Source organism: Sulfurimonas sp. (genome assembly GCF_014859695.1).
In the GTDB taxonomy this organism is placed as follows: Bacteria; Campylobacterota; Campylobacteria; order Campylobacterales; family Sulfurimonadaceae; genus Sulfurimonas.
Map to the genome: position 1 here is coordinate 18,673 of NZ_JACUTS010000018.1, position 13,565 is coordinate 32,237.

Here is a 13,565-nt window from a genome sequence, read left to right on the forward strand (position 1 = left end):
AAAGCCATCCTTTAACATATAAAGGTATAATAACAAAAAAATAATATTATGAGGTTTAAATGCAACTTCTTGATGGAAAAGCACTCTCGGCAAAAATAGAAAAAACCGTAGCAGATGAAGTAAAAGTTTTAAAAAGCAAAACAGGATTAGTGCCCGGTCTTGCAGTAATACTTGTAGGGCAAGACCCCGCAAGTGCAGCTTATGTACATATGAAGAAAAAAGCATGTGACAGGGTTGGTTTTTACTCCGTAACACATGAGATGCCACAAGATATATCTCAAGATGCGATTGAAAAAACCATTACCATGATGAACGACAACCCAAATATCGACGGAATTTTGATTCAGCTTCCTCTTCCACCTCAAATAGATACTACAAAGATTCTCGAACTGGTCGAGCCAAGCAAAGATGTTGACGGTTTTCATCCATATAATGTGGGAAGACTCTCAACAGGACTTGACGGGTTTGTTCCATGTACACCGCTTGGAGTTATGGAGCTTTTAAACGAGTACGACATTGATGTAAAAGGTAAAAACTGCGTCGTAGTCGGTGCATCAAATATAGTGGGAAAACCTATGGCATCACTACTTTTAAACGCAAATGCAACGGTTGAGATTTGTCATATTTTTACGGATGATTTGAAAAAACATACGTTAAATGCAGATATGATTTTTGTGGGTGTGGGCGTTATAAACCTCATTAAAGAAGATATGGTAAAAGATGGTGCCGTTATTATAGACATAGGTATTAATCGTGCAGAGAGTGGTAAACTCGTCGGCGATGTTGACTTTGAAAAAGTGAGCAATAAGTGCTCATATATAACACCTGTTCCAGGCGGCGTAGGTCCAATGACAATAGCAATGCTTCTTAGCAACACGCTAAAAGCCACACAAGCACATGCAGATGAAAGAGAGTAAATGAAAGAGATTTTACACAAAACATACAAATTTTCCAACTCATGGACCGGAACGATTATCATCGTTCTTTTTGTTATATTTTTTATTGCGCAAGCTTTTAAAATTCCAAGCGGCTCCATGAAAGACTCTCTTCTTATTGGAGATCATCTTTTTGCAAAGAAGTTTGCATACGGTGTCTCTATGCCCCATATTCCGTTTTTGGAAGTCTCTATTATGCCGTGGAGCGACAAGCTTCGTCTAATTGATGGCGACACGCCAGAGAGAGGCGATATCGTCATCTTTAGACCGCCTCACAACACTAAACAGCACTTTGTAAAGAGATGTGTGGCACTTCCCGGTGATGAATTGTTCGTGGCAGACAAAAACCTCTATGTTCATCACAGAGAGGGAGATGAGTGGATAGAGAAGAATTTTGATGAAGAAGATATAATAGTTTTTGCAGAGAAACTTTGGGTTAAAAATCCCTATATGAAAAAACATCCCGGTATTCATCATGATGAGAAGATTCTCATAAACGGTCAATACCCGATGCCTATTTTCAATTTTGCTCCGATTAGAGTTGATGAGGATCACTACTTTATGATGGGAGACAACCGTGACCACTCAAACGACAGCCGTTTTTGGGGCGCGGTTCCTTATGAAAACATAGAGGGTACTCCTTGGTTTATCTACTTTAGTATAGATGAAGATTGGGAGATTAGATGGGATCGTATAGGAAAAACACCGACGGATTTAGAGGCTCCAGAGTATCTAGAGAGAGCCGTAGCCGAGAGAATAAAAAAAGATAAAGATGACTATGGAATCTATTGATTTATTAAAAATTGCAGCTGCTGTTCTTGCCTTAATAATGGCAATTGTCGGACATGAGATAATGCATGGATGGGTTGCCTACATGTACGGCGACACAACTGCAAAAAATGCAGGCAGACTCTCTATAAATCCTATCTCACATATAGATTTGGTAGGTACAATCATTGTTCCTGCCGCTATGTATTTTGTGCCTATACTTCTTGGTAGTGAGAGCGGATTTTTGTTTGGATGGGCAAAGCCTGTTCCTATAAACATGAGAACGGTAGTAGATAGAGCCGGCTTCAATGGCGCTATGCAGGTTGATCTGGCAGGCATAGTTTACAACTTTACGCTGGCTGCCGTTGCCTCGATAGCTCTTTTAAATCTCAGCAGACCGACCGATGCAGATTCGCTCTTTTATATTTTTGCATATCTCTTTGTGCTTCAGAGTGTTATCATAAATGTCGTCCTAGGAGTATTTAACCTGCTCCCTATACCGCAATTTGACGGAGCGCACTTTCTTATGCATCTTTCGTTAAAATACAAGATAAATTCCATTGCCGAATTCTTTTATAAAAATGAAAGATATGGAATAATTATAGTTTTAATAGTTCTTATGACGCCGCTCAAAGATTATCTGCTCATAATGCCTGTGCAGATGATTTTAAAGCTGCTTCTATCATAAAAGGAGATAAAAAGTGAAGTTTTACATTGCAACCGACCATGCAGGAATTGATCTTAAAGATTATACTGTTGAACTGCTCAAAGCCAAGGGTCACGAAGTTATAGATCTAGGACCCTTTACAAAAGATAGAGTAGATTATCCTGATTATGCACTAAGTGTTTGCAAAGCAGTTTTAGCAGATAATAGCTCGCACGGTATTTTAATATGCGGTTCAGGAATCGGTATGAGCATGGCGGCAAACAGACACAGCGGGATTCGTGCTGCACTCTGCCATGATGCTTACACCGCAACTGTTGCCAGAGGTCACAATGATGCAAATGTATTGTGTTTTGGTGAGAGAATTATAGGTAAAGGCGTATGCGAATCTATAGTTGATGCATGGATTGGCGGAAGTTTTGAGGGCGGACGTCATACACTTCGCGTAGAAAAAATAGAGGCTATTACTTCTTAATACCAAAAAAAGGAAAACTATGTTTTTAGAATGGTCACTTTTAACTATACTCTCTATCTTGTCCGTCTATCTTTTTGTTAAAATGTTTTACTTTAAAAGCATTACGTCCAAAGAGCAGAGGAACAACGACTTGATGAAACTGACGCTCAAAGAGGCGGAGATACTTATTAGAAAGTATCAGATTCAGCTTCAGCGTGCCCTTGGAAACGTTGATATCTTAAGTGATGAGTTGACAAAACAGAAGAATGAACTCAAGGTACTAAAACAGAGAAATAGCAAGTATAGACAAGAGACCGACCGTCTTAATAACAAGATAAAAGCCCTAGAGGGTCGCATAGACGCTCTAATATAATATTAGTAAAGGAACAGAGATGACACTTAGCAAAACAGAAAGAAGAATTATAGAAAACGCTATAAGAGATGTGAAAGATTTTCCAAAACCCGGTATTGTATTTAAAGATATAACGACTCTTTTAAACGACAGAGAAGCGTTCGGGGTGACTATGAACCACCTTTACCAAAAGTACAAAGCGTACAACCTTGACTATATAGCGGGCATTGATGCCAGAGGTTTTATCTTTGGGGCCTCACTTGCTCAGATGCTAGGCATCGGATTTGTTCCTATCCGCAAAAGGGGCAAACTTCCATATACGACAATAAGCGAAAAATACTCTCTAGAGTACGGTGTTGACGAAGTGGAGGTTCACATAGATGCTTTTAGCAAAATTCCAAATGCAAGAGTGCTTCTTATGGATGACCTCATAGCTACGGGAGGAACGGCAAACGCGGCCGCAAAGCTTATCAATCAAGCCGGTGCAACTTGTGTTGAAGCTTGTTTTATCATAGCGCTTGACTTTTTAGAGGGGCAAAAAGAGCTGAAAAATAGCATAGAAGTCTACTCTTTAGTCGAGGTAAAATAATGTATATACCATCTCCATCAAAGTTTGATCCTGATGAAAACGGTCATTTTGGAACTTTTAGTAAAGATAGTGTAGCTTTTGGCGGCAGATATGTCCCTGAAACGCTTATGCCGGCACTTATAAAACTAGAAGAGGAGTACAAAAGCATCCGCTTCGACAAAGATTTCTGGAGCGAAGTCGATTACTACCTAAAAGATTATGTAGGACGCCCTTCCCCGCTCTACTTTGCAAAAAATCTATCCGACGAACTTGGTGCAAAGATTTATCTAAAAAGAGAAGACCTTAACCATACCGGAGCGCATAAGGTAAACAATGTTATCGCGCAAGGGTTGATGGCAAAGAGACTTGGTTACAAAAAGATAATCGCTGAAACAGGTGCAGGTCAGCATGGCGTTGCAACTGCGACCATCTGTGCTCTTCTTGGCTTAGAGTGTGAAATATTTATGGGTGCAAAAGATGTTGCGCGTCAAGAGCTAAATGTCTTTCGTATGAAACTTTTAGGTGCAAAAGTAAACTCTGTTCAAAGCGGAAGCAAAACCCTAAAAGATGCCATGAATGATGCAATCCGCCACTGGGTAACAAATACAAGAGACACTTTTTACATCATTGGAACCGTCGCCGGACCGCATCCATACCCTATGATGGTAAGAGACTTTCAGGCTATTATCGGCTATGAAGCAAGAGCGCAGATTCTGCAAAAAGAGGGTCGCCTGCCAGATCATGTTATAGCGTGCATAGGCGGTGGCAGCAATGCAATAGGTACGTTTCAGCACTTTTTAGAAGATGAAGGTGTGGAGTGCATCGGCATTGAAGCCGGCGGACACGGCATCGGGAGCGGACAACATGGATGCTCTCTAAATCAAGGTCGCCCCGGTGTTTTACACGGTCAGATGAGCTACTTGCTTCAGGATGATGACGGACAGGTTCTTGAAGCACACTCTATTTCTGCAGGACTTGACTATCCCGGCATAGGACCTGAGCACTCGTTTCATCACGACAACAAATCAGTGAGTTACGATTATGCGACAGATGAAGAAGCGTTAAATGCGTTTGTATGGCTCTCTCAAAAAGAGGGAATTATTCCCGCATTTGAGAGTGCACATGCTATTGCGTATCTTAAAAAGATGCCAAATATTAAAGATAAACTCATTATCGTAAATCTCTCAGGTCGCGGAGATAAAGATATGATGCAGGCAAAAGAGCTGCTAAATTTTAGCTGATGTTACACGCTAAAACGAACGCGTCCGTTTTAGTGGCAGGGACAGATGTCTCTACAACCCCCTAAAGCTACGAAAAACAAAGTTTTTCGAGAATTACAAAGTGTTTTACAAACTTTTGTGAAAAATGTATAACATTAGCTTTTAAAATTAAATCAAACAGGAAAAAAATATGAATATTAAATTAGTAGAAAAAAAGATATCAGATATAGACGCAGAGATAAAAATAGAGTTTATAAGCAAAGATGAGTTGAGCGAGAATGAAGAAGCACAAATTTTAAACAGTGCCGGCTTTAAAGCTGAGCAAGACACTACCTGCTTTTTGTACGAAAAAAGAGTAATCTTTTGCGGAGTAGATAGCAAAAAGAGCGACGACATAAGAAGTGCTGCCGCAGCCATGATAAAAGTGCTAAAGAGCTCAAATTATACGTCAGCAAAAGTAAGCGCCATCAGCAAATCTTCTCTTGGCGCGTTGGTCGAGGGCATAATTTTGGGCGGATACGAGTTTAACGAGTATAAATCTGAGCCTAAGAAAGCAACTTTAGAGAATATTTTTATAGCAGCTGAGAACATGGAGTTTGCTACACTTGAGCCTATATTTAATGAAGCTCTTATAATCTCAAATGCTACATGTTTTACGCGCGATATCGTAAACAGAGCACCCCAAGAGGTAAATCCTCAGACTCTATGCTCACTTGCCCAAAAACTCTCAGATGATAACTCTCTAGAGTGTGAGATACTTCAAGAGGATGGCTTGGCAAAAGAGAAGATGAACGCTATGCTTGCAGTCGGGCGTGCCTCTATTCATGGAAGCGCTCTGATTCACCTCTCATACAAACCTGCTAACCCTAAAAAAATTATCTCGCTTGTCGGAAAAGGTCTTACTTACGACAGCGGAGGACTAAGCCTCAAGCCTGCCACTTCAATGGTCACTATGAAGATGGATAAAGCGGGAGCATGCGCCGTTCTAGGGATGATAAAAGCGGTAAGCGAACTCAAGCTTGACATTGAAGTTCATGCATTTATCGGCGCAGTTGAAAATATGGTAGGCGGAGATGCTTACAAGCCAGACGATGTGCTTGTTTCAAGAAGCAAAACCACTATCGAGGTCAGAAATACCGATGCGGAAGGACGTTTAGTTCTGGCGGATGTTTTAGACTATGCGCAGGATGCAGTAAATGCAGACTATATCTTCGACTTTGCAACGCTAACGGGTGCATGTATGATTGCTCTTGGGCAGTATACTACGGGTCTTATGGGACACTCTCATAAGCTAAAGCACGATATTTCGCGTGCAGGAAGCGACACAGGAGAGATGGTAAGCTCTCTTCCGTTTAACAAGCACCTTAAAAAGCTTCTAAAAAGCGAGATTGCAGACATAAGCAACACTGCTTCAAAGCCTTACGGCGGAGCAATAACTGCGGGTCTGTTTTTAGACAAGTTTATCCGTGAAGAGAACAAAAAGAAGTGGATGCACTTTGATATAGCCGGTACGGCTTATACTGAGACACCTTGGGATTGTAATGTTTACGGCGCAACAGGTTCGGGTGTTCGTCTAATGTGCGGATATTTAAAAAACTTATAATTAGAAGCTATATATTTCAGTTTGTATTAACTTATATTTAAATATTATTAGCTATATTAAAAATATATAAATATATTGAATTAATAAATTTTACAAAGCTCTATTATAGAAGCTAAGCTAGTCCACTCTTTTTATTTTCCCTCGCTCTCCTGCGTGGGAGTATATGTTTCAGGTTATTGTTACAGTTAACAAAAGATTGTTCTTATACTTGCATCTGCAATAAAGCGCCAAAGAGATAGCTTGAATTTTACATTTTTAGAAGTCTGCGACAAAGAGTTGCTTGAGAGAGTATTTGCATTTCGCTATAAAATACTTTTAGAAACATATCCTGAATACCTAGAGGTTTCTGGGTATTCAGATGCGAAAGAGCATGATAAATACGATAACTACTCCGTGCACTTTGCCGCTCTGGATGATGATGGCGAAGTTTGCGCTACCGTCAGGCTGATACACCACTCACCCATCGGTTACCCCACAGAAAACAGTATGGCCTTTGACAACAGTATGTTTAAGAGAGATAAACTGGGCGAGATGTCTAGAATCTTTGTAGATACTAAGTATAGGAATATCCAAACAACAAAAAAAATAATACAAGCGGTTAAAACATTTATGTACATAAAAATGATGAAACTTGGCATTGAGTACACATACGGTTCCCTTGAGGAGAGCTTTTTACGTCTTCTTAGAATTTATAAGATGAATTATAATACTTTAGGTAAAAAACAAAAATACGAGCATGCTGATGTTGGTATGCGTTATCCATCAATCTTATACACAGAGCGTTTAGGTGCGGATAATCCTGAAATTATTGATATCTACAGGAGCAACTATGATGCATAAATCACTATCCATCTCTCTTTTGCTTCTTCTTGGCTTGACAAATCTAAAAGCACAAAGTGGCAATCTTATGGAGTCTATTTCAAGTGAAATGGAGCATTTCAACGAAGTAGCAACGGTTACAAAACAGAACGAGAACTATCAGCCATATATTATCTCTATTTTTCAAGGAGAGGAGCTTGAAAAACTTGGAGTCTCAAACCTTAAAGAGGCTCTGTTCCTGGTTCCGGGTGTTGATATGGCAACAGACAACTTCAACAATCAGACTCCTATATTTAGAGGCTCTAATTCTTCAGCATACGGTCAATCAAAACTCTTTATTGACGGTGTATTGGTTAATAATGTTTTTTTTGATGCTTATTCCGAATATCTCTCTTTTCCAATTGAGATGATTAAACGGATAGAAGTTACAAGAGGACCGGGGAGCAAAACCGATGGATTTAACGCTTATGCCGGTTCTATCAACGTCATAACCTATGCAGAGAGTTTTGAAGGGTTTGAGTCTAGCGATAAGCTTGTTTTTAAATACGGCTCGTATGACTACAAAATGGGCGGTTTTTTTAAGAACTACAAAGCAGATAATCTAAAGGTTTCTGTAGACTTTTTTTACCAAGAAGATAATAAAAAATTGCCATCCGGTCCTGATGGTTTGTCTCAGGGTGTCTTAAGCATACCAGGCTATGACAACAGAGCACTTTCTCAGTCTGGAGATGCTCCGCTATGGTTAAATGAGTACTCGCTTGGATTGAGTCTTGAGTATAAAGATTTTTTTATAAAAGCCCGGGTACTTGAGCATAAAAAAGGGAGTGCTTACGGCATTAACTATGCACTTCCGCAAGAGAGTGATAGGATAAAACTTCCTAGCTATTATCTTGAGCTAGGATACAACAAAGAGATCAACGATTATAAATTAAACATAAATGCGGGTATAAAGTATGATACATTTGACTCCTACTCCAAGTTGGCACCTGATGGTTTAAATTTTATCGACATGTATCAGTTTGATACTTATGGTACAGTCTCTCCTGTTTTATTTGCAAATGGAGCATATGGAGAGCATGTAGCAAAACAAAGAACGCTTTATCAATCTTCTTATATTGAGTACAACGGCATAGAAAAACACAGAATCACTCTTGGTTATCGCCTTGTAAAAGAAGAGACCATAGATATGATTTCAAAGCTCTCAAGTTGGTCAACAGGCTTGCCTGAACCATATGACTATACGCAAACATATCCGTTTTTTGATGCAAACGCCAAACGCAATACTCTAATATTTTCACTGCAAGACGAGTTTGAACTAAGCGATAATCTTAGCTTCATCTATGGCTTTAATTATGAAGAGACCTCATATGAAGATGCAGGTTTGGAGCCTAGAGTATCTATGGTCTATCAGTTAGATGCCGAAAATATTTTTAAAGCAATATACAGCCGCTCGCACAGAAATGCTTCGTGGCAGGAGATGTTTACTATGAACAACCGCTCCAGAGTCGGTAGCACTGATTTAAAACCGGAGATTGTAGACGCTTTTGAGGCTGCCTACATTAAAAAATTCTCCAATGACTCATATATTCAGACAAATCTTTTTTATCTTCTAAATAAAGACCAGATATATAACTCATCTACATCCCCAGAGTATGAGAATGTAATGGATACTGACCTTTACGGATTTGAACTGGAGTATAGAGGAAATATAACATCTCTTGATCAGCTCTATCTAAACTACTCCTATGTAACAGGCAAATCTTACATAAACGATGAAGCTAGAAGTGAATCGCTCTCAAATGTTGCGCATCATCTGGCAAAAGGGTACTACATCTATAACATTGACAGAGCTCTGTCGCTTAGTACCGTAGCTAAATTTGTCGGCTCAAAAAGCAGAGTCTTCGGAGATACGCGTGAGAAAGTAAAGGCTTACTCTACCTTTGACACCGCCATGCAGTACAAAAACAAAAAACATGACTTTAGTTTGACATTTAGCGTAAAAAATATCTTTAATAGTACCGTTAAATTTCCATCTGCCGTAAATACCTACCCTGAAGATTACGAGCAGGAACGCAGAAATTTCTTAGTAACATTCAAAAAAGAGTTTTAATGAAAATAATAGCTCTTTTACTTTTTATACTCGTTAACTTTTCCTATGGATATACATACAACAAGCTCCTGCTAAAAGCGCAGGCATCGATCTTCCCTAAAATCATTATGCTTGATAAAAAAATTCATGACAAACTCATAGACGGAGAGATTGTATATACTATTGTTTATGAAAAAAATGACTATTATACCGCCTTAGAGATAGGAGAGTTTATGGAGTCAAACTATAGACAAAACAAAAGTAAATACAGTTATAAAATAAATCTGGTAGAGTTTTCTAACTTCTCGGATGAGACCCAAACAACGGCAGTTTATGTCTTAAACTCAAACAAATATATCAAAAAAATAGCACAAAGCGCAACTAGAAAAGGGATTATTTCATTTGCATACGATATGAACAATTTAAAACAAGGGATTCTTTTTTCTTTAATGCTTGAAAAATCAACTGTGCTCTATCTAAATAAAGAGAATCTTAATACTAAAGGAATTGATTTTGTTGATTCTCTTTACCAAATTGTCAATTTTGTTGAGAAAAGCGGCAGTTAAAAAGGGTAAATTATTTCATATATATGTTAGAATGTCTTCACATTATATATAGGCAGTCTAAGGTATCTGTATGAAAAGAAAAAGTTTCAACTCTCTCTCAACCAAAATAGTGCTTTCCATCGCACTTGTTTCTATCGTTATAACCTTGGTTATTTTTGTAGTTTCCAACAAAATCAACAAGGAAGCTTTCCATCAAATAGAGATAGAAAAAGCAAATATTATCGCCCAAACCATAGAGCCGCTTATTGCGCTTAACATGTATCTTGATATGGAAGATAAAATAAACCAAATTACGCTTCAGCTTATAGAAAATCCAAATATTCTTGCCGTAAAAGTACTCAAAAACGATAATATTATAAACTATGTAGAGTCAAAAGAGCACAAAGAGGAGGTAGGGGAATCTTTTGTTGTAAAGAGAACTATTACTCAACCAAACTCATCGCAAGCGACAGGCGAGCTCGTGCTTATATACTCCAACAAAGGGTATAAAAAGCTTATATCCAAATATACCGACCTAACTGCTCTTCTTATCTTATCTTTGGTAATTCTTCTTGCGCTGTTTGGTATTTATGTAAAAAAACTTCTATACCCTCTTCGACAAATCTCTAAACTGCTAAAAAATTACTCTCCAAACAAAAATATAGAGATTCCTTTTATATCGCAAAACAATGAGATTGGACTTATCTCAAGTGCTCTAAACAATATGCAGAAAAAAATAATGCAGTATTCTAAAAAACAGGAAAACATAAACCACTATCTTGAAGAGAAGGTAAACGAAAAGACGCTTGAACTTCGTGCACAGCTCTATATAGATACGCTAACGGGTCTTCCTAACAGATTTAGTATGTTTAACGATATTGTAGAGACTGATGATGGGGCACTGCTGATTATCAATATAGACGATTTCAAAGAGATAAATGATTTCTTTGGACATATTGCAGGAGATATCGTTTTAAAAAAATTCTCAAACAGACTTAAAAATATGTTTAAAACCAATGAGTTCGCTAAGCTAAAGCGCCTCTCCGGAGATGAGTTTGCACTGCTCTTTATTCAAAAACCCCCTCTTCAAGAGTTTATAAAAATCGCACATAAGCTAATAAACGACGTAGAGAAGATGATTTTTTTCAACGATAACAACGAGATAAGCATACGAGTAACGGTAGGCGGAGCATACCAGATTGACGGCGGTTTGGAAAAAGCAGACATAGCTCTAAAATCTGCAAAAAAACAGCAAAAATCATTTCTGCTTTATGATGAGAACTTAAATATAGAAGGTCAATATAAAGAGAATATGGAGTGGGTCAAAAAGCTAAAAAGAGCCATTGAGCATGATATGATTGTTCCTTACTATCAACCTATATTTGACAACATAACAGATAAAATTGCAAGTTTTGAGTGTCTTGTGCGCTTAATAGACGATGAGGGTAAAGTCATAAGTCCATATCTATTTTTAAATGTTGCAAAAAAGAGCAGGCTCTACAGCACACTTACAAAGATTATGATTGAAAAAAGCTGTATGCACTTTGAAAATCTTGAGTATGACTTCTCCATCAACCTATCCGTTGAAGATATCTTGAATGCTGATACCGTCAACTACATAAAGGCAAAAATAACTCAGTATAACGTTACAAATAGGATTATTTTTGAGATACTTGAGTCAGACGGTATAGAGAATTATGAAGAGGTCTCTATTTTTACGCAAGAGATGAAAAAGCTCGGCTGCAGAATAGCAATTGATGACTTTGGAAGCGGATACTCAAATTTTGAGCATATGCTTAAACTAAATATTGATTATATAAAAATTGACGGCACCCTGATAGAGAATCTTGACAATGATATAAGCGCTCAGATAATCGTTGAAACAATCGTCGACTTTGCAAAAAGGCTAAATATATTGACCGTAGCGGAGTTTGTACACAGCGCAGATGTCTACGAAAAGGTAAAAGAGCTTAACGTAAACCGCACCCAAGGCTATTTTCTTTCAGAACCAAGAAAAAGCGCAAATAAGGAGTAGATAAAAGGCGCGATTTATTTTTAAAATCTTATAATCATCGCATGCAAGATTTTTCATTTGAAACCTTTTTATTTGCTTTTGCCCTCACTCTGCTTGCGGGGTTCTCCACGTCCATAGGTGCCCTTTTGGCATTCTTCTCAAAAAGCAAAAACTACACTATCTTATCTATCGGGATGGGTTTTTCCGCAGGCGTGATGATCTACGTCTCCTTTATGGAGATTTTGCCAAAATCGAGGGACTCGTTTACTCAGGTTTACTCAAGCCAACTCATAGGGGAATCATTTACCGTTCTTGCTTTTTTCGCAGGAATTGCTCTTAGTGGCTTTATAGACAAAGTCATCCCTGAAGATGTAAATCCGCATGAGACAAAAAGCAGTAGCGAACTCTTGGAACTAAAACCCGACATGCAAAGCTCTCTCATACAAAACTCTACCCTTAAACGTACGGGGATTTTTACCGCACTCGCCATCGGCATACACAATTTTCCGGAGGGTTTTGCCACTTTCATCTCAGCTCTTGAAGACCCTACGGTGGGTATAACAATTGCTTTAGCAATTGCAATTCACAACATACCCGAAGGAATGGCGGTTTCTCTGCCTATATACCACGCAACAGGGAACAAAAAAAGTGCGTTTTGGTATGCCACTCTCTCAGGACTTGCGGAGCCTGTAGGTGCCCTTGTGGGCTTTTTTATCCTATTGCCTTTTATGGGAGATGCGACTTTGGGCATTACTTTTGGTATAGTCGCGGGAATCATGGTATATATATCGTTTGACGAGCTTTTGCCTGCCGCAAGGGTTTACGGCAACGCCCACACAACCATAGCCGGAATAACCATAGGTATGTTTGTCATGGCAATAAGCCTGATTGCTTTTAAACTAATATAACAAACAAGGAAACATAGTCACAGATGTACGTTGATATAAACAAACCTACCCTCTTTTTATTTACCGATGCCAGCGTTGACCCACAGACAAAAATCGGCTACGGTGCGTACCTGCTTTTAGGCGAATTTGAGATTGAAGCGCCGCTTGAAAAACTAAAGGTCAAGGTCAAAAGATTTGAGTGCACAACCTCCTCCAAACTAGAGCTTGAGACCTTTTTGTGGGCTCTGGAAAAACTGCCGACAAAAAACTCCAAGGTAATAGTCTATACCGACTGCCAAAATATTATCAGCCTCAGGGAGAGGGAAGAGAAAATCAAAAAAAACCACTATATGACAAGAAGAGGCACGCTTATAAAAAATCACAAGCTTTACGAAAAATTTTACGAGCTCACAGACCTTTACGAGTGCGACTTTATAAAAGTAAAAGGGCATAAAAGAAGCGAGGACAAAGACGAAATAGACAAGTACTTCACTCTTGTGGACAAAGCGGCAAGAGAGGCGCTTAGAAAGTAAAAACAGAGCAAAACAAGAGTTTAATTTAGTTTTTGCTAAACTCCTTTTTATGCAATACGCAGCAAGGAAAATCATCTTATGCCGATATTTTTAAATTCAGTCCTAAAAACCTAC

At 38.6% G+C, this 13,565-nt stretch carries 14 protein-coding genes; all 14 read left to right on the forward strand.

Going from position 1 to position 13,565, the window contains the following annotated elements; all coding sequences use genetic code 11:
- Nucleotides 1–59 precede the first annotated feature (59 nt).
- The 14 genes from folD (at nucleotide 60) to IBX42_RS05315 (ending at nucleotide 13,451) form a co-directional block, all read left to right on the forward strand.
- Nucleotides 60–917 carry a bifunctional methylenetetrahydrofolate dehydrogenase/methenyltetrahydrofolate cyclohydrolase FolD gene (folD, locus tag IBX42_RS05250; RefSeq protein WP_294929872.1) on the forward strand — a complete coding sequence of 286 codons (858 nt, stop codon included), beginning with the start codon at nucleotides 60–62 and terminating at the stop codon, nucleotides 915–917.
- Nucleotides 918–1,727 carry a signal peptidase I gene (lepB, locus tag IBX42_RS05255; protein WP_294929875.1) on the forward strand — a complete coding sequence of 270 codons (810 nt, stop codon included), beginning with the start codon at nucleotides 918–920 and terminating at the stop codon, nucleotides 1,725–1,727.
- Nucleotides 1,714–2,391: a site-2 protease family protein gene (locus IBX42_RS05260; protein ID WP_294929879.1), complete on the forward strand. Its 678-nt coding sequence runs from the start codon at nucleotides 1,714–1,716 to the stop codon at nucleotides 2,389–2,391. Before lepB ends, IBX42_RS05260 begins: the two co-directional genes overlap by 14 nt.
- A 13-nt stretch (nucleotides 2,392–2,404) precedes the next feature.
- The gene (gene rpiB / locus IBX42_RS05265; protein ID WP_294929882.1) at nucleotides 2,405–2,842 is read left to right on the forward strand and encodes a ribose 5-phosphate isomerase B; all 438 of its coding nucleotides are present in this window, start codon (nucleotides 2,405–2,407) and stop codon (nucleotides 2,840–2,842) included.
- 19 nt (nucleotides 2,843–2,861) lie between these two features.
- Nucleotides 2,862–3,194 carry a hypothetical protein gene (locus IBX42_RS05270; RefSeq protein WP_294929885.1) on the forward strand — a complete coding sequence of 111 codons (333 nt, stop codon included), beginning with the start codon at nucleotides 2,862–2,864 and terminating at the stop codon, nucleotides 3,192–3,194.
- 19 nt (nucleotides 3,195–3,213) lie between these two features.
- Nucleotides 3,214–3,762 carry an adenine phosphoribosyltransferase gene (locus IBX42_RS05275; protein ID WP_294929888.1) on the forward strand — a complete coding sequence of 183 codons (549 nt, stop codon included), beginning with the start codon at nucleotides 3,214–3,216 and terminating at the stop codon, nucleotides 3,760–3,762.
- Nucleotides 3,762–4,982: a tryptophan synthase subunit beta gene (trpB, locus tag IBX42_RS05280; protein WP_294929891.1), complete on the forward strand. Its 1,221-nt coding sequence runs from the start codon at nucleotides 3,762–3,764 to the stop codon at nucleotides 4,980–4,982. Before IBX42_RS05275 ends, trpB begins: the two co-directional genes overlap by 1 nt.
- A 169-nt stretch (nucleotides 4,983–5,151) precedes the next feature.
- Nucleotides 5,152–6,564 (forward strand): leucyl aminopeptidase, encoded by a 1,413-nt coding sequence (locus IBX42_RS05285; RefSeq protein WP_294929894.1) that lies wholly within the window; start codon nucleotides 5,152–5,154, stop codon nucleotides 6,562–6,564.
- Between the two features lie 240 nt (nucleotides 6,565–6,804).
- Entirely contained in the window at nucleotides 6,805–7,404 is a 600-nt protein-coding gene (locus tag IBX42_RS05290; protein ID WP_294929897.1) for a GNAT family N-acyltransferase, read from the forward strand.
- The gene (locus IBX42_RS05295) at nucleotides 7,394–9,493 is read left to right on the forward strand and encodes a TonB-dependent receptor plug domain-containing protein (RefSeq protein WP_294929900.1); all 2,100 of its coding nucleotides are present in this window, start codon (nucleotides 7,394–7,396) and stop codon (nucleotides 9,491–9,493) included. Before IBX42_RS05290 ends, IBX42_RS05295 begins: the two co-directional genes overlap by 11 nt.
- Nucleotides 9,493–10,038 carry a hypothetical protein gene (locus IBX42_RS05300; RefSeq protein WP_294929903.1) on the forward strand — a complete coding sequence of 182 codons (546 nt, stop codon included), beginning with the start codon at nucleotides 9,493–9,495 and terminating at the stop codon, nucleotides 10,036–10,038. The genes IBX42_RS05295 and IBX42_RS05300 overlap by 1 nt, the downstream gene beginning before the upstream one ends.
- A gap of 70 nt (nucleotides 10,039–10,108) precedes the next feature.
- Complete coding sequence (locus IBX42_RS05305; protein ID WP_294929906.1) at nucleotides 10,109–12,052, forward strand: bifunctional diguanylate cyclase/phosphodiesterase; 1,944 nt, start codon at nucleotides 10,109–10,111, stop codon at nucleotides 12,050–12,052.
- Nucleotides 12,053–12,093: 41 nt separating this feature from the next.
- Nucleotides 12,094–12,939, forward strand: a complete 846-nt coding sequence (gene zupT / locus IBX42_RS05310; RefSeq protein WP_294929909.1) for a zinc transporter ZupT — start codon at nucleotides 12,094–12,096, stop codon at nucleotides 12,937–12,939.
- Between the two features lie 23 nt (nucleotides 12,940–12,962).
- Nucleotides 12,963–13,451, forward strand: coding sequence for an RNase H family protein (locus tag IBX42_RS05315; protein ID WP_294929912.1), 489 nt, complete (start codon nucleotides 12,963–12,965; stop codon nucleotides 13,449–13,451).
- Nucleotides 13,452–13,565: the final 114 nt, after the last annotated feature.

Coding starts and splice junctions, on each gene's coding strand:
- IBX42_RS05300 (WP_294929903.1), top strand. CDS start 9,493: ATGAAAATAATAGCTCTTTTACTTTTTATACTCGTTAACTTTTCCTAT.
- zupT (WP_294929909.1), top strand. CDS start 12,094: ATGCAAGATTTTTCATTTGAAACCTTTTTATTTGCTTTTGCCCTCACT.
- folD (WP_294929872.1), top strand. CDS start 60: ATGCAACTTCTTGATGGAAAAGCACTCTCGGCAAAAATAGAAAAAACC.
- IBX42_RS05295 (WP_294929900.1), top strand. CDS start 7,394: ATGATGCATAAATCACTATCCATCTCTCTTTTGCTTCTTCTTGGCTTG.
- IBX42_RS05270 (WP_294929885.1), top strand. CDS start 2,862: ATGTTTTTAGAATGGTCACTTTTAACTATACTCTCTATCTTGTCCGTC.
- IBX42_RS05305 (WP_294929906.1), top strand. CDS start 10,109: ATGAAAAGAAAAAGTTTCAACTCTCTCTCAACCAAAATAGTGCTTTCC.
- IBX42_RS05285 (WP_294929894.1), top strand. CDS start 5,152: ATGAATATTAAATTAGTAGAAAAAAAGATATCAGATATAGACGCAGAG.
- trpB (WP_294929891.1), top strand. CDS start 3,762: ATGTATATACCATCTCCATCAAAGTTTGATCCTGATGAAAACGGTCAT.
- IBX42_RS05275 (WP_294929888.1), top strand. CDS start 3,214: ATGACACTTAGCAAAACAGAAAGAAGAATTATAGAAAACGCTATAAGA.
- IBX42_RS05260 (WP_294929879.1), top strand. CDS start 1,714: ATGGAATCTATTGATTTATTAAAAATTGCAGCTGCTGTTCTTGCCTTA.
- lepB (WP_294929875.1), top strand. CDS start 918: ATGAAAGAGATTTTACACAAAACATACAAATTTTCCAACTCATGGACC.
- IBX42_RS05315 (WP_294929912.1), top strand. CDS start 12,963: ATGTACGTTGATATAAACAAACCTACCCTCTTTTTATTTACCGATGCC.